Annotated in this window: 17 protein-coding genes; 7 read left to right on the forward strand and 10 right to left on the reverse strand. The window is 66.3% G+C overall.

All coding sequences use genetic code 11. The annotated features are described in order from the left end of the window. Positions 1–25: 25 nt before the first annotated feature. Together WDN01_03800 and WDN01_03805 are read right to left on the reverse strand one after the other, a co-directional pair. On the reverse strand, positions 26–1,597 hold the full coding sequence (locus WDN01_03800; GenBank protein ID MEJ0025132.1) for a stimulus-sensing domain-containing protein: 1,572 nt from the start codon (positions 1,595–1,597) through the stop codon (positions 26–28). Between the two features lie 101 nt (positions 1,598–1,698). Then, positions 1,699–2,400: a response regulator transcription factor gene (locus WDN01_03805; protein MEJ0025133.1), complete on the reverse strand. Its 702-nt coding sequence runs from the start codon at positions 2,398–2,400 to the stop codon at positions 1,699–1,701. A gap of 68 nt (positions 2,401–2,468) precedes the next feature. Between WDN01_03805 and WDN01_03810 the strand changes: the two genes are divergently transcribed. Further along, entirely contained in the window at positions 2,469–3,260 is a 792-nt protein-coding gene (locus tag WDN01_03810; protein MEJ0025134.1) for a class I SAM-dependent methyltransferase, read from the forward strand. Here WDN01_03810 and greA read toward each other — a convergent pair. The 7 genes from greA to WDN01_03845 all read right to left on the reverse strand — a co-directional run bounded on the left by greA (position 3,257) and on the right by WDN01_03845 (position 13,308). Then, positions 3,257–3,730, reverse strand: coding sequence for a transcription elongation factor GreA (gene greA, locus WDN01_03815; protein ID MEJ0025135.1), 474 nt, complete (start codon positions 3,728–3,730; stop codon positions 3,257–3,259). The genes WDN01_03810 and greA overlap by 4 nt on opposite strands. A gap of 191 nt (positions 3,731–3,921) precedes the next feature. Continuing rightward, positions 3,922–7,260, reverse strand: a complete 3,339-nt coding sequence (gene carB, locus WDN01_03820) for a carbamoyl-phosphate synthase large subunit (protein MEJ0025136.1) — start codon at positions 7,258–7,260, stop codon at positions 3,922–3,924. A 201-nt stretch (positions 7,261–7,461) separates the two neighbouring features. Further along, positions 7,462–8,496 carry an aromatic ring-hydroxylating dioxygenase subunit alpha gene (locus WDN01_03825; protein ID MEJ0025137.1) on the reverse strand — a complete coding sequence of 345 codons (1,035 nt, stop codon included), beginning with the start codon at positions 8,494–8,496 and terminating at the stop codon, positions 7,462–7,464. A gap of 107 nt (positions 8,497–8,603) precedes the next feature. Continuing rightward, positions 8,604–9,686, reverse strand: a complete 1,083-nt coding sequence (locus WDN01_03830) for a DUF4340 domain-containing protein (GenBank protein ID MEJ0025138.1) — start codon at positions 9,684–9,686, stop codon at positions 8,604–8,606. Positions 9,687–9,693: 7 nt separating this feature from the next. Further along, a complete protein-coding gene (locus WDN01_03835) occupies positions 9,694–11,613 on the reverse strand; it encodes a Gldg family protein (GenBank protein MEJ0025139.1) in 1,920 nt (639 codons plus the stop codon). 4 nt (positions 11,614–11,617) lie between these two features. Further along, on the reverse strand, positions 11,618–12,352 hold the full coding sequence (locus WDN01_03840; GenBank protein MEJ0025140.1) for an ABC transporter permease subunit: 735 nt from the start codon (positions 12,350–12,352) through the stop codon (positions 11,618–11,620). Beyond that, a complete protein-coding gene (locus WDN01_03845; GenBank protein ID MEJ0025141.1) occupies positions 12,349–13,308 on the reverse strand; it encodes an ABC transporter ATP-binding protein in 960 nt (319 codons plus the stop codon). Before WDN01_03845 ends, WDN01_03840 begins: the two co-directional genes overlap by 4 nt. Before the next feature lie 132 nt (positions 13,309–13,440). On the opposite strand from WDN01_03845, the gene WDN01_03850 reads away from it, so the two are divergent. The 6 genes from WDN01_03850 to WDN01_03875 all read left to right on the forward strand — a co-directional run bounded on the left by WDN01_03850 (position 13,441) and on the right by WDN01_03875 (position 16,576). Beyond that, on the forward strand, positions 13,441–14,046 hold the full coding sequence (locus WDN01_03850) for a TetR/AcrR family transcriptional regulator (GenBank protein ID MEJ0025142.1): 606 nt from the start codon (positions 13,441–13,443) through the stop codon (positions 14,044–14,046). Beyond that, positions 14,043–14,591, forward strand: a complete 549-nt coding sequence (locus WDN01_03855) for an SRPBCC domain-containing protein (protein ID MEJ0025143.1) — start codon at positions 14,043–14,045, stop codon at positions 14,589–14,591. The genes WDN01_03850 and WDN01_03855 overlap by 4 nt, the downstream gene beginning before the upstream one ends. A gap of 12 nt (positions 14,592–14,603) precedes the next feature. Further along, positions 14,604–14,966, forward strand: coding sequence for a hypothetical protein (locus tag WDN01_03860; GenBank protein ID MEJ0025144.1), 363 nt, complete (start codon positions 14,604–14,606; stop codon positions 14,964–14,966). A gap of 63 nt (positions 14,967–15,029) precedes the next feature. Continuing rightward, positions 15,030–15,395: a hypothetical protein gene (locus WDN01_03865; GenBank protein MEJ0025145.1), complete on the forward strand. Its 366-nt coding sequence runs from the start codon at positions 15,030–15,032 to the stop codon at positions 15,393–15,395. A 66-nt stretch (positions 15,396–15,461) separates the two neighbouring features. Then, complete coding sequence (locus WDN01_03870) at positions 15,462–16,118, forward strand: class I SAM-dependent methyltransferase (protein ID MEJ0025146.1); 657 nt, start codon at positions 15,462–15,464, stop codon at positions 16,116–16,118. A gap of 44 nt (positions 16,119–16,162) precedes the next feature. Continuing rightward, positions 16,163–16,576 (forward strand): DUF2794 domain-containing protein, encoded by a 414-nt coding sequence (locus tag WDN01_03875; GenBank protein ID MEJ0025147.1) that lies wholly within the window; start codon positions 16,163–16,165, stop codon positions 16,574–16,576. A 67-nt stretch (positions 16,577–16,643) separates the two neighbouring features. Here WDN01_03875 and WDN01_03880 read toward each other — a convergent pair whose 3' ends face one another. Next, the gene (locus WDN01_03880; GenBank protein ID MEJ0025148.1) at positions 16,644–17,390 is read right to left on the reverse strand and encodes a Bax inhibitor-1/YccA family protein; all 747 of its coding nucleotides are present in this window, start codon (positions 17,388–17,390) and stop codon (positions 16,644–16,646) included. Positions 17,391–17,439: the final 49 nt, after the last annotated feature.

Consider the following 17,439-nt stretch of genomic DNA (forward strand, 5'->3'; position numbering starts at 1 on the left):
GTCGCATGGATGTTGACGCTTTTCGTCATGCGCGCGCCAGCGGCAGCTCGACGAGGAAGCGCGCTCCGCCGCCCTCGCGATTCTCGGCCCAGATGCGGCCGCCCGCGGCCTCCGCGATCTGCCGCGCGATGGAAAGGCCGAGGCCCGAATTGTTGCCGAAATTCGCGGTCGGCCGCTCGGTGTAGAAGCGCTCGAAAATGGTCTCGAGGTTGTCGGGCGGAATGCCCGGTCCGTCGTCTTCCACCAGCACCCGCGCCATGCCGTTCTCCGCCGTCGCGGTGACGGTCACCTTGCCGCCTTCCTTGCTGAACGACACCGCGTTGTCGATCAGGTTGCGGAAGACCTGTCCCAGCCGCTCGTCGCGCCCCAGCACGCGTGCCTGCGGCGGCAGGTCGACGGAAAGCGCGACGTCGATGCCTTTCGAGATTTCGGTGAAGCGATAGACCTCGACGATGGTCTCCAGCAGATGCGCTAGATCGACCGGCTCGCTCGTCTCGCGGCTGAGCTCGGCGTCGAGTCGCGAGGCGTCGGAGATGTCGGTGATCAGCCGGTCGATGCGCTTGACGTCGTTGCGCACGATCCCCATCAGCCGCGTGCGCTGCGCGTCCGTGTCGGCGCGCGCCAGCATCTCCACCGCGCTCTTGAGCGAGGTGAGCGGGTTTTTCAGTTCGTGCGCCACGTCGGCCGCGAAGCGCTCGATGGCGTCGATGCGGTCGTAGAGCGCCCGCGTCATCGCCGAGAAGCTGCCGGCCAGTTCGCCGATCTCGTCGCGCCGTTCCTCCATCGCCGGGATGGTGCTGCGGCCGGCATGGCCGCCGCGCACCGCGTCGGCGGCGCGCGCCAGGCGCTGGATCGGCTCGGCGATGAAGCGCGCCAGGAACAGCGAGGAAATCACCATCACCGCCACCGCCACCAGGAACACCTGGATCAGGGTGGCGCGCTCTTCGCGCAGGATGTCGTCGATGTCGCCGCCTTCTGTGGAGACCAGAAGCACGCCATAAATCGCCTTGAAGCGCTGGATCGGCACCGCGACCGAGAGCACCAGCTTGTTGCGCTCGTCGACCCGCTCGGCGGTCGCGCTGTCGCCACCGAGCGCGGTGGTCACCTCGCCATAGACACGCCCGTCATCGCCGGCCTCGAAATAGGGCTCGAGGCGCGAGAAGGGGCGGACCCCCATTACGCCCTCATAGAGCCGGGTCATCTCATCCTTGAAATGGTCCCACCAGTCGATCGGCGGCAGATCCTGGATCTGCACCACATTGCGCGCGAGCAGATAGCGCGAGTCGACCAGCAGCCTTCCATTGGTGTCGTAGAGCCGCGCGCGCAGGCGCGAGGGCGCGATGAGCTGGCGCAGCAGGGGCTTGGCCTGGCTGACGAACACCATGTGGTTGTATTCGTCGGTCGAATATTCGGCGAGGGTGGAGGCGACGATCTGTGCCTGCTGCTGGATGCCGGACAGCCGCTCGTCGACCAGACTGGCGCGGTTGGACTGGACGGCCAGAACGCCCGCGATCAGGACCACCAGCGCGAAGCCGTTGAACAGGATGATGCGCTGCGAAAGCGCGGAAAAACGCGGGCGCCGGTTGGTCGCGGCCATCCTTCGAGGCCTTGCGCGTCACCCTGAGGTGCGAGCGGAGCGAGCCTCGAAGGGCGACGCGCAGGGCACCTCAGGATGACGAATTTCCGCTGCGTTCACCTTCATCCCTCGCGATAGCGATAACCGACACCGTAGAGCGTCTCGATGGCGTCGAAATCGTCGTCCACCACCTTGAACTTCTTGCGCAGCCGCTTGATGTGGCTGTCGATGGTGCGGTCGTCGACATAGACCTGATCGTCATAGGCGGCATCCATCAGGCTGTCCCGGCTCTTCACGAAGCCCGGCCGCTGCGCCAGCGCCTGAAGGATCAGGAATTCGGTGACCGTGAGCCGGACCGGCTTGCCGTCCCAGGTGCATTCGTGGCGCTGCGGATCGAGCGCCAGCTTGCCGCGCACCAGCGCTTCCTTTTTGCCCTCCGGCCCGGGCGCGATGCCCTTGTTGGCCTCGGCGCGGCGGAGCACCGCCTTCACCCGCTCCAGCAGCAGGCGCTGCGAGAAGGGCTTGCGGATGTAGTCGTCGGCCCCGGCGTTCAGCCCCATCAGCTCGTCGATCTCTTCGTCCTTGGAGGTGAGGAAGATCACCGGCAGGTCGGCCGTCTGGCGCAGGCGGCGCAGCAGCTCCAGACCGTCCATCCGGGGCATTTTGATGTCCAGGATGGCGAGATCGGGCGGATTGGCCGATAGCGCGGTGAGCGCCGAGGCGCCGTCCGAGAAGGTGCGGACGTGATAGCCCTCCTGCTCGAGCAGCATGCTCACCGAGGCGAGGATGTTCTTGTCGTCGTCGACCAGCGCGATATTGGCCATGATTCGAAAGCCCTAGCAGCCTCAGCTAGTATAAGGTGCCCGGAGCCAAAGCAAAGCCGGGGTCTTTCGTGAGCCAGGACAGCTTCAATCCGCGCCGGTTCCGCACCACCGTGCCGTTCTACGCGCGCTACCGGCTGGCCTATCCGGAGGCGTTGATCGTCCGTGTCGCGGAATTCGTCGGGCTGAAGCCGGGCGATGCCGTGATGGACCTGGGCTGCGGCCCCGGCCTTTTGGCCGTGCCGCTGGCGAAGTTGGGATTCGCGGTGATGGCGGTCGATCCGGAGCCGGACATGGTCGAAGCCTGTCGCGACGCGGCTGCAGAAGCCGGCGTGACGGTCGATGTGCGGCAGGCAAGTTCGTTCGACCTGCCGAAGGATGTCGGTCCCTTCAAGCTCGTCACCATGGGACGCTCGTTCCATTGGATGGACCGCGCGGCGACGCTGGAATTGCTCGGGAGGCGCGTGACGCCCGACGGCGCGCTGGCGTTTTTCGGCGACGATCATCCGGTGACCGCCGAGAATGTATGGCTGAGGACTTTGCGCGATCTCGGCGACGCCTATGGCCGCGGATTGTCGCCGCATCTCCAGCAGGCGCGCCAGGCCGGCTATCGCACGAAGGAATCGCTCCTGTTGGATTCGGCGTTTCCGCGCCTTGCGGGTCTCAGTGAATTCATTCGCCGGACGATCACCGCCGACCAGATCGTCGGCCTCGCCTTTTCGTCGTCGACGACATCGCCCGAGCGGTTGGGCGAGAAGGCCGCCGCCTTCGAGGCCGAATTGCGCCAGGCGCTGGCCGCGCTGTCGCCGGACGGCCGGTTCACGGAAATCGCGGAGCTGGAGGCGCTGGTGGCGCGGCGCTAGACGAACTCGACCTTCAGGATCTCATACGACCGCGAGCCGCCGGGCGTCGTGACCTCCACCGTGTCGCCCTTGCCCTTGCCGATAAGGGCGCGCGCGATGGGTGAGGACAGCGAGATGCGGCCGTGCTTCACGTCGCTCTCCACATCGCCCACGATCTGGTATTTGCGCTTCTCGTCGGAATCCTCGTCGACCAGCGTCACGGTCGCCCCGAACTTCACGGTGCCGCCGCTCAGCTTGGACACGTCGATCACCTCGGCGCGGCCGATCTGGTCCTCGAGTTCCATGACGCGGCCTTCGATGAAGCTCTGGCGTTCCTTGGCGGCGTGATACTCGGCATTCTCCGACAGGTCGCCATGGGCGCGCGCTTCCGCGATAGCCTTGATGATCTCGTGGCGTTCGACGTTCTTGAGGTGGTTCACCTCGTCTTCGAGGGCCTTGTAGCCCGCGGCGGTCATCGGAATGCGTTCCATGTCACGTCGTCCTGCAATCGACAATAAAACTCCGCCCGGGCCCGCTTCTCGCGGATTGGCCGGTCGCGGAGGTTAAGGAGATTTCCTTAAGTCCTTGTTACGCCTAAGCTATCTCGTCCCAAAGGGGGGCGCCAACACACAAAGTGTAAGATCGGAAGGGGGCGAGTTCAAGGCCGCCTCACAACCTGCGGTCAGGCATAGCTCTGCAGAGGTCGCACATCGAGCTCGCCGTGCTGCAGCGAAGCGATGGCTTCTGCGGCGGCCGCGGCGCCGGCAATGGTGGTGTAATAAGGCACCTTCATGGTCAGGGCAGTGCGCCGGATCGACATCGAATCGGCCAGCGCCTGCGAGCCGTCCGTGGTGTTGAAGACGAGATGGATCTCGCCGTTCTTCATCGCGTCGACGACGTGCGGGCGGCCCTCCAGCACCTTGTTGATGCGCGTGACCTTCACGCCGGCGGCTTCGAGGGCGTCGGCGGTGCCGCGCGTCGCCACGATGTCGAAGCCGAGCGCGATCATCTGGCGCGCCGGGCCGATGGCGTGCGCCTTATCGGCGTCGCGCACCGAGATGAACACGCTGCCCGACAGCGGCAGTTTCAGGCCGGCGCCGATCTGGCTCTTGGCGAAGGCGCGGCCAAAGCTGGCGTCCAGGCCCATCACCTCGCCGGTGGAGCGCATCTCCGGTCCCAGGATCGGATCGACGCCGGGGAATCGCGCGAACGGCATCACCGCTTCCTTGACCGAGACATGGGGCGATTTCGAGGGCGTGAGGTCGAAGGTCGCGAGACGCTCGCCCGCCATCACCCGCGCCGCGATGGCGGCGACCGGCAGGGCGATGGCCTTGGCGACGAAGGGCACGGTGCGGCTGGCGCGCGGGTTCACTTCGAGGACGTAGATGTCGTCGCCCTGCACGGCGTATTGCACGTTCATCAGCCCACGGACTTTCAGGGCGCGGGCAAGCGCGATGGTCTGCCGCTCGATCTCCGCCACGGTCTCGGGCTTGAGCGAATGGGGGGGCAGGGCGCAGGCGGAGTCGCCGGAATGCACGCCCGCCTCCTCGATATGCTCCATGATGCCGGCGACGAAGACCTCGCCGTCGTCGTCGCAGATCGCGTCGACATCGACTTCGGTGGCGTGATGCAGGAAGCCGTCGATCAAAACGGGATTGTCGCCCGAGATGCGGAACAATTCGCCGGACTGGACCTGGGTCTTCAGGCTCGTCTCGTCGGCGCAAACGACCATGCCGCGGCCGCCGAGCACATAGGACGGGCGCAGGATCACCGGATAGCCGATCTGCCGCGCCGCGGCGATGGCGTCCTTCGCGGTCAGCGCCGTGGCGTTGCGCGGCTGGCGCAGGCCAAGCTCGTTGAGCAGCACCTGGAAGCGCTTGCGGTCTTCAGCGAGGTCGATGGCGTCGGCACTGGTGCCCAGGATCGGCACGCCTTCCTCGACCAGCGTGTTGGCCAGCTTGAGCGGCGTCTGGCCGCCGAACTGCACGATCACGCCGGCCAGCGTGCCGCGCGACTGCTCGACGCGCACGATCTCCAGCACGTCTTCCGCCGTCAGCGGCTCGAAATAGAGCCGGTCCGACGTGTCGTAGTCCGTCGACACCGTCTCGGGATTGCAGTTGATCATGATGGTTTCATAACCCTGCGCCGACAGCGAGAACGCCGCGTGGCAGCAGCAATAGTCGAACTCGATGCCTTGGCCGATGCGGTTCGGCCCGCCGCCCAGGATGATGATCTTCTTCTTGTCCGTCGGCTTGGATTCGCACTCGGCCTCGCCGCCGAACGGCGTCTCGTAGGTCGAGTACATGTAGGGCGTGAGCGCGGCGAATTCGGCGGCGCAGGTGTCGATGCGCTTGAAGACGGGATGCACGCCAAGCGCGAGGCGCGCCGTGCGCACCTCTTTCGCGGTCCTGCCCGTCAGCTTGCCCAGCCGCGCGTCGGAGAAGCCCATCTGCTTGAGCAGGCGCAGCGCGGAGGCCTCGGTCGGCAGGCCGGTGTGCCGCACCGTCTCTTCCATCGCGACGATGGCCTCGACCTCGCCGAGGAACCAGGGATCGTAGCGGGTGATGCGGCCGATTTCCGACATCGGAAAGCCGAACCGGATCGCCTGGGCGACGAGGCGCAGGCGATCCGGCGTGGCGCGGCCGAGCGCGGCGCGGATGGCGTTCGGTTCGTTTGCGAGTTCGATCTCGTCGAGGCCGGCGAGACCGGTCTCCATCGACCGCAGCGCCTTCTGCAGCGATTCCGCGAAGGTGCGGCCGATGGACATCGCCTCGCCGACCGACTTCATCGAGGTCGTGAGCAAAGGTTCGGCGCCGGGGAATTTCTCGAAGGCGAAGCGCGGGATCTTGGTCACGACATAGTCGATGGTCGGCTCGAAGGCGGCCGGCGTGACCTTGGTGATGTCGTTGGTGATCTCGTCGAGCGTGTAGCCTACCGCGAGCTTGGCCGCGACCTTGGCGATGGGAAAGCCCGTCGCTTTGGACGCAAGCGCGGAAGAACGTGAAACCCGCGGGTTCATCTCGATCACGACCATGCGGCCGTCCTGCGGGTTCACCGCGAATTGCACGTTCGAGCCGCCGGTCTCCACCCCGATCTCGCGCAACACCGCGATCGAGGCGTTGCGCATGCGTTGATATTCCTTGTCGGTCAGCGTCAGGGCCGGCGCGACCGTCATCGAATCGCCGGTGTGCACGCCCATCGGATCGATGTTCTCGATCGAGCAGATGATGATCGCGTTGTCGCACCTGTCGCGCACCACCTCCATCTCGAATTCCTTCCAGCCCAGCACCGATTCCTCGATCAGCACCTCGTTGGTCGGCGAGGCCTCGAGCCCCTGGGCGACGATCTCGTAGAATTCCTCGCGGTTATAGGCGATGCCGCCGCCCGTGCCGCCGAGCGTGAAGGAGGGCCGGATCACGGCGGGCAGGCCGACGAGCGCCAGCGCGTCCTTCACCCGCGCGGCGGATTCGGCGGCCAGCTCCATGATCGCGGCGCCCCGGGAGTCGAACATGAACTCGCCATAGGGATCCTTCTTGTGGCGCAGCTCGCCCTTGAGCGTGACGCCCTTGGGCACTTCGAGGCCGATCTTCAGCATGGCGTTGCGGAAGAGCTGACGGTCTTCCGCCTTGTCGATGGCGGCGGCCGAGGCGCCGATCAGCTCGACGCCGTATTTCTCCAGCGTGCCGCGCTTGCGCAGGCTGAGCGCGGTGTTGAGCGCGGTCTGTCCGCCCATGGTCGGCAAGAGCGCGAACACCCGGCCCTCCGGCACGTTGGGCTTCTCGCGGGCGATGATCTTCTCGACGAATTCCGGCGTGATCGGCTCGATATAGGTCGCGTCCGCCATGCCCGGATCGGTCATGATCGTGGCCGGGTTGGAGTTCACCAGGACCACGCGGTAGCCCTCGGCGCGCAGCGCCTTGCAGGCCTGGACGCCGGAATAGTCGAACTCGCAGGCCTGGCCGATGACGATAGGCCCCGCGCCGATGATCAGGACCGTGTGGATATCTTGGCGTTTGGGCATGCTTTATCTCGGTTGATCCCGGGCCGTTGGCCCGGGTGGCTCGCGCGCAAACGGGCCCACGCGGAAGTGCGCTTCGAGGCGGCCAGATTGCAGGTTAAGGGGATTGTCTAGAGGGGAGACGGGCAGGGAGCAAGCCCGCTATCGAAGCCAATTTGTCATCCCCGGTGGAATACCGCTTCGCGCGGCTGGCGGGAGTGACAGCTAGCTCCGCCACCTGAGCGTCCGCGGCTTCACGGGGTTCACGAAGGGTGTGCCGTCGGCGACCGATTCCGCCCAGGCCTTCTTCAGGCGGTGGTACCATATGGCAGGCACGTCGGAATCCTGGATCAGCATCAGGGAGGGATTGAACTTCAGACCCTCCTTCTGCAGCTCGACGATGCGCCGGTCGTCGCCCAGGAAGGTCGGTCCCAGCGCGATGAAAAACGGCTTGATGAAGCCGAGCCAGGCCGGCCAATAGAATATCTGCGTCACCTCGGTCGTGTCGGCGTCGCGCGGCGTGCAGGTGGTGAGCCCCACCACGTCGATGCGCCGGCCGAACAGGGTGCCCGCGATGTTCTCGAAGCGGATCGACGGCAGCTCGAAGGTGATCTCGGTCGAGACGTCGGCGCCGAGCACCCCGTACATCGGCTTCGTCGGCTTGTGCCGCGTCATGACGAAGCCGTTCGCCAGCGGGGCGTAGTTCTTGGTCTTCTCCTTCGGCCGCATCCGCCACCACCAGCGGCCATGGACATAAGGCGCATGCGCCGGGTCCATCAGGCCGATGACGGCGTGGTCGATGCCGCAATGGAAAAGCTGGCTCTCGTGCCAGCGCGGTCTGGCGTTCGGCACGCCGACGCGCGGCGGCTCGCTCCGCGGCGGCGCCGTCTCGCGTCCCGCCGCCGCCATATAGACCCAGATCAGCCCGTCCTGCTCCCGCACCGGATAGGATTTGACCTTGATGTTCGACGCCTCGATCGGCTCGCCGCCGACCAGGGAGGGAATTGCCGCACACACGCCGTCGCCGCGGAAGCGCCAGCCGTGATAGGGGCATTCGACTGTATTGTCCGCCAGCACGCGGCCCGCCGACAGCGGCACGCCGCGATGCGGGCAGATGTCCCTCATGGCGAAGGCCACGCCGTCGCGGCCGCGCCCGATCAGCACCGGTTCGCCAAGCATCATCTCGCGGTGCAGGCCGGCCTTGGCGACCTTGGCCGAGAGGCAGGCCATGTACCAGCAGTCGCGCAGGAACAGCGGCACATCTTCAGTGCCCCCTCCGCCCTTCGCACCTGACGGTGCTGCGGGCACCTCCCCCACAAGCGCTCCGCGCGCGGGGGAGGCGGGCCGCGGCACGGCGGGTTCTATAGTCACGGCTGCGGGGCCGACGGGGCCGGCGGCGGCTTGAGCAGGCTGTCGAGCGTCGTCATGAAAAGCTGACCCTTGAACGCCGGCAGTTTATACGCCCATCCCGAGGCATGTGCATTGATCGCCGCCGCTTCTTTTGCCGCGGCCGGTGTGCTAGGCGCCGCCGCTTCAGCCGAGACCACCGCCCAGTAATCCGCGCCGGTTTTGACGACATGCACGGTCACGACGAGGCCGTCGAAGGTCTTGGTGATCAGACGCGCCGCCGTCGCCGGATCGTTGAAATCCAGTCCGCGCGCGGGACGCACGTCGTCGAAACCGAAATCGGCGATGGCGGAGGCGACACCGTCGGGCACTGTCGGATCGCTCACGGCCTTGGCGGCGGGAATGGGCGTCAGGGTGAAATCCGGATCGCTCGGGCGCGCGCGGGAGACGACGAAGGACGGGCTGCCCGCCGGATCGGCGTCGACCTCGCGGATGCGGGCGCGATCGACATCCATCACATGCTTGTCGAGCCAGTCCGACACGGCGGCGCGCGGATCCATGACCGAGCGCACCAGCCAGCTCTGGTTCTCGCCCGGACGGCGCGCGAACAGACCCGTCGCGCCGGTCGTATCCCCGATGTCTTCGCTCTTGCCGGCGATGACGGCGCCGAGGGGGCGGCGCTTGTCGTCGCTGACCGCGATCAGGATGCCGTCGCCTTGCGGCGGCGTGTCGAGGTTCAGGAAATGGAGCCACTCCGGACGCGCCGTCTTGGGCTCGATGGTCCGAAGCGCACCGAGGCCGACCAGCGTGCGATGCACCAGGTCGATGGACGCCGGATAGTCGTTGCGCTGCCGCACGACCCAGCCCTTCTCGGGTCCCAGTTCGACGTCGAAGGCGCCGCTCTTCGATTCGATATGGATGCGCGCCGCCTCGCTTTCATGGGCCGCGAAGCCGGGGAGGAATTCGGTCTGCGCCGGCATGCTGCCTTGGCTGGATTCCTGCCACAGGGCGGCGATGGCGAGCAGCAGGCTCACCAACGCGGCGGCGGCAAGAATGCCGAGGTTGCGGCGGCGCGGATCGGCGAGGATTTGGTTCAGGTCCATCGCGGCCTCACTGCGCCATCGCGCGGGCGCGGCGGCGGCGCCTGAGCACCGCCAGCAGGATCGCGAAGCCGGCGACGAACAGCGGCACTAGCGCGATGTTCACGAAGGCCAGGATATCGCCCAGCGTGTCGACGTCCTTGCGCAGCCGGTGCTGCACGTCGCGCAGCTTGGTGCGGATGTCGACGAGCTGTTTCTTGAAGCGGTCGATCTCGGCCTGCTGCGCGGCCGAGAGGCCCTGCGCGTTGGTGGGATTGGCGCCGCCGCCCTGTTCGAGCTCGTGCAGGCGTTGCTGCACGGCGGTCATCTGGGCCTGCAAGGCTTCGGCCTCGGCCTGGAAGTCGGCCTGGGCCAGCGCCTGCATGCGCTTGACCACGATGAAAGGCCGGTCGTTGGTCGCGCGGGTGCGCAGCGTGATCAGGTCGCTCGATCCCGACAGGTTCTCGATGGCGTTCAGCACGAAGGCGCCGTTGTCGGCGAAGGGCGCGGCGACGCGCTTGCCGTAGAGGTTTTCGGTGTGCACCCAGAACCGATCGTCGAAAATGTCGCTGTCGGCCATCACGATGACGTTGATCGGTCCCGTCGATTCCTTGACCTGCGGCGGCAGCGGCGCCGGCGGCGGCTGGCCCGCGGTCGTCATCGGCGCCGGCGGACCGGCGGGGAAGGCGGTCGCGGCCGGTCCGGTGACGCGTGCCGCGAGGATGAAGCGCTCGCCGGTCGGGTTGATCGCGGCCAGCAGGGTCTCGGGGCGCGGGTTGAAGCGGACGGATTCAACGTCCAGCAGCGAAGCCTGGTCGGAAGTGATGACCAGCGGCAGGAAGCTCGTCGTCGCGCTCTTGAGGGGATGCAATACGCCGACGCTGGCGAGGTTCAGCGTCTGCAGCGAGGCGGTGACGGGGTCCTTGGCGTCGAAATCGCCTTGAACCAGGTGCAGCCAGATCGGATAGCTCGCCACCGGATTGCGCGGATCGGCGGAGACCTGCACCCGCTGCGCCAGCTCGCGGTCGGCGACCACCTTGGCCGGCGTGTAGCCGATGCCCCAGGCATGGAAAAGCTGCGGCAGGTCCGAGGTCGGATTGCCGCCGCCGCGCGGATCCATGCCGCCGCCGGCCTGGGCCAGCTCCGCGTTGGGATCGACGAAGACGAGCGCGTGGCCGCCCCTCAGCACGAACTGGTCGATGGCATAAAGCGCGGCGGCGCTCAGGTTGGTCGGATGCACCACCATCAGCACCGAGACCTCGGGCGGGATGCGGCCCGCGGCGGGATCGAGCATCTGCGTCGTATAGGTCTGGGCAAGCTCGGAATAGATCGCATAGGGCTGCGACGCGCCCTGGAGCGCCGCCTGCACGCCGCCCGCGCCGGTGTCGAGCGGCAGGCTCGAAATAATGCCGAGAACCGGCTTGCTCGGCTGCGACAGGTGATAGATCAGGGTCGTGAGATCGAGTTCGAGATACTGCTCGCGCTCGGTGGTGAAGTAGGGGATCGTCTCCTTGCCGTCGATGCGGTTGGTCCCGACCAGGCCGAAATAGACCGTGTCGCCGCTGTCGGTCGGCGCGCCGGAAAGCCCGTTCGCCGTCGCCTCGTCCTCGGCCGCGGTGAAGGGCTCGGGATCGACGGTCTTGAGGACGATCTTGCCGTGGCTGATCGAGGCATATTCCTCCAGAAGGTCGTGGACCCGCGTCGCATAGGCCTGGGTCTGGGCATAGTCGGCGGCGATCTTCTTGGAGAAGAAGAATTTCAGCGTGATCGGTTCGGGGATTTTCGCGATGATGTTGCGCGTGCCTTGCGCCAGCGTGAACTGGCCGGTCTCGGTCAAATCCAGCCGCGCATTGGTGATCGCGGTGTCCGCGGCGATGTTGACGCAGACGAAGATCACGACGGCGAGCGCCAGCGCGGTGACGGCATAGATCCGGCGGGACAGCGGCTTCATCGGCTCAACCGCTCTTCTTCAAGTCGACGGCCACGACATTGGCGGTCAGGAACAGCGCGATCAGCGTGAAGAAGAAGATCAGGTCGCGAACGTCGATGACGCCGCGGGCGATTGCCGTGAAATGGGTGAGGAAGCTGAAGGACGAGATCGCGGTGACGAGAGCCAGCGGCGCCCAGCCGCGGAAGAAATCGAGCACCAGCGGCGCGCCCGAGATCGTGAACAGGAAGCAGACCACCACCGTGACAACGAAGGCGATGACCTGGTTGCTCGTGGTCGCCGAGATGGCCGCGCCGATCGCGAGATAGCCGCCGGCCATCAACAGGCTTCCGACATAGGAGGCGACGATCACACCGTTGTCGGGATTGCCCAGATAGTTGACCGTCAGCCAGATCGGGAAGGTCAGCGCCAGCGCCACCGCGATAAACGCCCAGGCCGCGAGATATTTGCCGACGACCGTCGCCCATAGCGGAATGGGAAGCGTGAGCAGCAGCTCCATCGTGCCGGTGCGCCGCTCCTCCGCCCACAGCCGCATCGCGATGGCGGGCACCAGGAAGAGATAGAGCCATGGGTGATAGCCGAAGAACACCGACAGGTCTGCGATGTTATTGTCGTAGAAGCGGCCGACATAGAAGGTGAAGGCGCCCATCGCGAACAAGAAGATCACGATGAAGACATAGGCGAGCGGCGTCGCGAAATAGGCGGCGAATTCGCGCTTGAAGATCGGCCAGACCTGGTTCACGCCGCACCCGCCTTGCGCCTTGCGTCATGCGTGGTAATGGCGCGGAACACCTCGTCGAGGCGCCCGGCCTCGGCATACAGTTCCTTCACGTCCCAATTCTCGCGCACGGCGAGCGCGCTGACGTCCTCGATGGGAAGCGTGCCGATCTTCGGGAAAGCGGTGATCTGCGCCGCGCCGTCGCGCGCGGCAGTCGTCTCCACGGCGGACACCGAGGCAAGCGCCTTCAGCTTGGCGGCCGCGGCTTCGCGCTGCACCGCGGGCAGGGTCAGCGTCACCGCGTTGTGATAGCGCGAGCGCGCCAGCAATTCGGCCGGCGTGCCGTCGGCGACGATCCGGCCGCGGTCGATGATCACCGCGCGGGTGCAGATCGCCTCGACCTCTTCGAGCAGATGGGTCGAGACGATGATGGCCTTCTCCTGGGCCATGCCGCGGATCAGCGTGCGCACCGCATGCTTCTGGTTGGGGTCCAGGCCGTCGGTCGGCTCGTCCATGATGAGCACCGGCGGATCGTGCAGGATCGCCTGCGCCAGTCCGACGCGGCGCTTGAAACCCTTCGACAGCGTCTCGATCGGCTGGTCGAGCACGCCTTCGAGCTCGGTCTTGGCGACCGAGGCGGCGACCCGGGCCTTGCCCTCGGCACCCTTGAAGCCGCGAATCTCGGCGATGAAGGTCAGGAACTGCCGGGCCGTCATGTCGCCATAGGCGGGGGCGCCTTCCGGCAGGTAGCCGATGCAGGCCTGGGCGGCGAGCGCATCGCTCTCCACGTCATGGCCGCAGATGCTGACGCGGCCGCCATCCGGCGCGAGAAAGCCGGTGATCATCTTCATCGTGGTGGATTTGCCGGCGCCGTTCGGTCCCAGGAAGCCCAGAACCTCCCCCTTGGCGACTGTCAAAGACAGGCCCGCGACGGCGGTATAGGGGCCGAAGCGCTTGGTCAGTCCCTCGATCTCGATCATGGCGCCCGACTGCGGAAATCGAGGGTTTGCTTAGAGAAATTGCCCCCCGGCCGCAAGTTGCGCGGCGCTTAAACTTCGGTCACCGCCGACACGGCTTCTTGACTTGGTTGATCGTTCAATCAAGTATTCAGCATGGCTGAGGACACCAAGGACAGGCTTTGGATGACCGCGATGCGCCTGTTCGCCGAGAAGGGCTACGAGTCGACCTCCGTCGCCGACATCCTGCGCGGCGCGGGCGCCAACAGCGGCAGCCTCTATCATTTCTTCCCGACCAAGCAGGACCTGCTGATCGAGGTGCTGAAGCGCTATCGCGACGGCATCGGGCCGATGCTGCTGGCGCCGGCCTGGGACGGCGTCGCCGATCCGATCGAGAAGGTGTTCGCGTTGCTGGCGCGCTATCGCCAGGCGCTGGCCGACAGCGACTGCGTCTATGGCTGCCCCATCGGCAATCTCGCACTCGAAATCCATGAGCCCGATCCGCCGGTGCGCGACCTGCTGGCGGTGAATTTCGACGGTTGGGTCGATGCCATCGAAACATGCTTCGTCGAGGCCGGCGACCGGCTGCCGCGCGACCTCGACTGCCGCGCGCTCGCGATCTTCACGCTGACCACGATGGAGGGCGGCGTGATGCAGTCGCGCACCCACCGCAGTCTCGCCCCCTTCGACCGCTCGGTGGCGATGCTTCGGGACTACGTCGCGCGCCTGGAAAAATCCGCAGGGGAGGAAAAACGGACATGAGACGGCTACTGGGAATTGCGGTAATGGCCGGGCTGCTGGCGGCGCCGGCCGTTGCAAGCGTGAAGGACGATTCCTACAACGACGCGTCCGGCGCGCGCGTGCTGCGCGAATGGATCGTCGTCGGCGCGCCGGTCGACGCGGTGTGGAAGGCGTTCACGACGGATGACGCCTTCTCGAAATGGGCGGTTCCCGTCGTGCACATCACGCCCGGCAATGGCGGATTGATCGAATTCGGCCTTGAGCCGAATTCCAAGATCGGCGATCCCGGCAATGTGCGCAACCGCATCGACGTCTTCCTGCCCGACGAATTGCTGGTTTTCCACAACGAGTCCGTCCCCGCCGGCGGCCCCTTCGATCCGGCGATCTTCGCCACGGTGCGCACGCTCCTGCGCTTCGAGGACGCCGGGTCGGGAACGACCCGCGTGACGGAGATGGTCGTCGGTTTCGGCACGGGCGCGCTTTACGACCAGCTCTACGATCATCTGCGCGGCGGCAACGCGGAATATCTCGCGACGCTCCAGTCCTATTTCGGCAAGAGGCCTTAAAGGGGGGACAACATGTTCGACACGAAATCGCTTTGGACCGCGACCGCCATCGGCACGGTGCTGCAGCTCGTCATGGTGATCGCCGGTCACTTCGATCCTTTCGTTGCCAACAACGTGTTCCTGCTCGGCGGCATGGGGATCTCGGCCTTTGCCGGTCTGCTGTGTGGTCGCGGCGCGGGCGGCTATGCCGGCGCGGCGCTGGCGGGCGCCGTCGCGGGTGGCGTGTGCGCGCTCATCGGCATCGCCGTTTCCGTGGGCCTCGGTGACACGTTGGCGATGATCTTGGTCGTCGGCACGGCGAGTTCCTCCGTCACCGGCGCCGTTGGCGGTGTCATCGGGCGGGCGGTCATGGGAACCCGCGTCGCGGCTGCGTAAGCGCGCCGTCGATCCGCCACGATTGCCGCCTAGAGACGAATCGAATTCCAAGGCGGAGCGGATGTGTTCGACGGCAAGCTTGTGCAACGCGCGGCGATCACCGGCATCGCGCTCCAGGTGACGATGGTGGTCGTCGCGCATTACAGCCTCTGGCTGCGCGTCAACGTCTCGGAATTCGCCGGCATGATGATCGCGGGCCTGGCCGGGCTGTTCTACGGCCGCGATTATGCGCGCGGCTATGCCAGGGGCGCGCTCGGTGGCGCCATTGCCGGCGGCACCAGCGGCCTCATCGGCGTCGCGGCCGCGAACATCCTGGGCGACGCGGCGCTCATCGTGCTTCCCATCGGGACGGCCGTTACCGCGCTGACCGGCGCCGTCGGCGGCCTGTTCGGCCAGATGGATGCGAACATCCGCAACCTGAATGCCTGAGGCGCCGAGGCTGGCGCCGGTGCGGCGGCCTGCTAGGCTTGGGCCGAGACACGCCGGGAGCGGCCCATGGGAAATTTCGTGCAGGCGACGGACGCGGTGATCGCCTATCTGAGCGAGGTCGGCGCGCGCGAGACGCCAGCGCAGATCCGCTGCCGCGAGGAGACCCAGAAGCACCCCGCCGCGATCATGCAGATCGCGCCGGAGCAGGGCGCTTTCCTCCAGGTCCTCGCCAAGCTGATCGGCGCGCGGCGCTATCTCGAGGTCGGCGTCTTCACCGGTTACAGCGCGCTCAGCGTCGCATTGGCGCTCCCGAAGGACGGCCGGGTCGTGGCCCTGGACGTCAACAAGGAGTTCACCGACCTGGCGCGCGGTTACTGGAAGGAGGCCGGCGTCGACGCCAAGATCGATCTTCGGCTCGGGCCAGCCGTCCCGGCAATGGACGCGATGATCGCCGAGGGCGAGGGCCCGTTCGATTTCGTCTTCATCGACGCCGACAAGCCGGCCTATGACGCCTATTACGAGCGCGCCCTCACGCTGGTGCGGCCGGGCGGGCTGATCGCGCTGGACAATGCACTGTTGTTCGGCATGGTCGCCGACAAGTCGAATACCTCCGAGATGCCGACCGCACTGCGCGCCCTGAACGCCAAGATCCAGGCCGATCCCAGAGTGGACATGGCGCTCGCCACGGTCGGCGACGGCGTGATGCTGGCCGTGAAACGCTAATTTCGGTCTTGCGACAACTTCGTGACGGGACCACACTCCACGGGATGGCGGAAGAACCCATAGCATTCGTCCGTGCAGGCCATGCGCCGGCCGCACGGACGGGTTACCAGGGCGGGCAGGGCAGAGCGCCGGCCGCTTCCGGCGCGACCCTTGCGCAAGTTCGCTTCGACCGCGCTGAGCTCAATCGCATCCTGGTCCTCTACGGCCGCATGGTGGCCGCGGGCGAATGGCGCGATTACGCCATCGATTTCCGCGACGAGGTCGCGGTGTTCTCGATCTACCGGCGCACCTCGGAGATGCCGCTGTTCCGGGTGGAGAAGCGGCCCAAGCTGCGCGAGAAGCAGGGGATGTATGCGGTGATCGCCGCGACGGGCCACATTCTCAAGCGCGGCCACGACCTCGCCGCCGTCCTGCGCGTCTTCGACAAGAAGCTGATCAAGGCCCTGGCGAGCGAATAGCGGCGCCTCCAACAAAAAAGCCCCGGTGTTTCCACCGGGGCTCTTGTTCGTTGCGAGGGGTCCGCGCTCAGCGGCGGCCGTTGCCCATCAGCCTCAGGATCATCAGGAACAGGTTGATGAAGTCCAGGTAGAGTTTGAGCGCGCCGTAGATAGCCTTCTTGCCGGCGGTTGCCGCATCGTCGGACTCCGCATAGGCGTTCTTGATCCACTGCGTGTCGTAGGCGGTCAGACCGGTGAACACCAGCACGCCGATCACCGAGATCACGAAACTCACCATGCCCGACTGGAAGAACAGGTTCACAACGGAGGCGATCACGACGCCGATCAGGCCCATGAACAGGAACGAGCCGAAGCCGGTGAGATCGGTCTTTGTCGTATAGCCCCACAGGCTCATGGCGCCGAAGGTCGCCGCAGTCACGAAGAACGCCTGCGCCACGTCCGCGCCGGTATAGACGAGCACGATGGGCGCCAGCGCAATGCCGTTGATGCCGGCATAGAGCCAGAACGTGGTCTGTGCCGTAGCCAGGCTCATCGTGGTGATGCGGAACGAGAGGAAGAACACCAGCCCGATCGGCGCGATCAGCGCGACCCAGCCGAGCGGCGACAGGCCGACGCGGCCGGTCTGCGCGTTGAGCGCGAAGAACAGGTCTCGGATCGCCGGCACCTCGGCCACGGCGAAGGCCGTCGCGCCGGTGAGCAGCAGGCCCACCAGCATGTAGTTGTAGACGCGCAGCATATAGGTGCGCAGGCCGCTATCGATCAGGCCGGCGGTGGCCGTCTGGCCGCGCAACACCCGATTGTCGAAGTCCGCCATGGTGTGAGATTCCTTTCCTGCCGGTGGTTGGGCCGGCCTACGCTACTAT

The sequence above is a fragment of the Rhizomicrobium sp. genome (genome assembly GCA_037200985.1).
GTDB lineage: Bacteria > Pseudomonadota > Alphaproteobacteria > Micropepsales > Micropepsaceae > Rhizomicrobium.

What these genes read in the sequence shown, in the direction of transcription:
- WDN01_03800 (MEJ0025132.1), bottom strand. Translation starts at nt 1,597, where the DNA reads ATGGCCGCGACCAACCGGCGCCCGCGTTTTTCCGCGCTTTCGCAGCGC.
- WDN01_03805 (MEJ0025133.1), bottom strand. Translation starts at nt 2,400, where the DNA reads ATGGCCAATATCGCGCTGGTCGACGACGACAAGAACATCCTCGCCTCG.
- greA (MEJ0025135.1), bottom strand. Translation starts at nt 3,730, where the DNA reads ATGGAACGCATTCCGATGACCGCCGCGGGCTACAAGGCCCTCGAAGAC.
- carB (MEJ0025136.1), bottom strand. Translation starts at nt 7,260, where the DNA reads ATGCCCAAACGCCAAGATATCCACACGGTCCTGATCATCGGCGCGGGG.
- WDN01_03830 (MEJ0025138.1), bottom strand. Translation starts at nt 9,686, where the DNA reads ATGGACCTGAACCAAATCCTCGCCGATCCGCGCCGCCGCAACCTCGGC.
- WDN01_03835 (MEJ0025139.1), bottom strand. Translation starts at nt 11,613, where the DNA reads ATGAAGCCGCTGTCCCGCCGGATCTATGCCGTCACCGCGCTGGCGCTC.
- WDN01_03845 (MEJ0025141.1), bottom strand. Translation starts at nt 13,308, where the DNA reads ATGATCGAGATCGAGGGACTGACCAAGCGCTTCGGCCCCTATACCGCC.
- WDN01_03850 (MEJ0025142.1), top strand. Translation starts at nt 13,441, where the DNA reads ATGGCTGAGGACACCAAGGACAGGCTTTGGATGACCGCGATGCGCCTG.
- WDN01_03855 (MEJ0025143.1), top strand. Translation starts at nt 14,043, where the DNA reads ATGAGACGGCTACTGGGAATTGCGGTAATGGCCGGGCTGCTGGCGGCG.
- WDN01_03860 (MEJ0025144.1), top strand. Translation starts at nt 14,604, where the DNA reads ATGTTCGACACGAAATCGCTTTGGACCGCGACCGCCATCGGCACGGTG.
- WDN01_03870 (MEJ0025146.1), top strand. Translation starts at nt 15,462, where the DNA reads ATGGGAAATTTCGTGCAGGCGACGGACGCGGTGATCGCCTATCTGAGC.
- WDN01_03875 (MEJ0025147.1), top strand. Translation starts at nt 16,163, where the DNA reads ATGGCGGAAGAACCCATAGCATTCGTCCGTGCAGGCCATGCGCCGGCC.
- WDN01_03880 (MEJ0025148.1), bottom strand. Translation starts at nt 17,390, where the DNA reads ATGGCGGACTTCGACAATCGGGTGTTGCGCGGCCAGACGGCCACCGCC.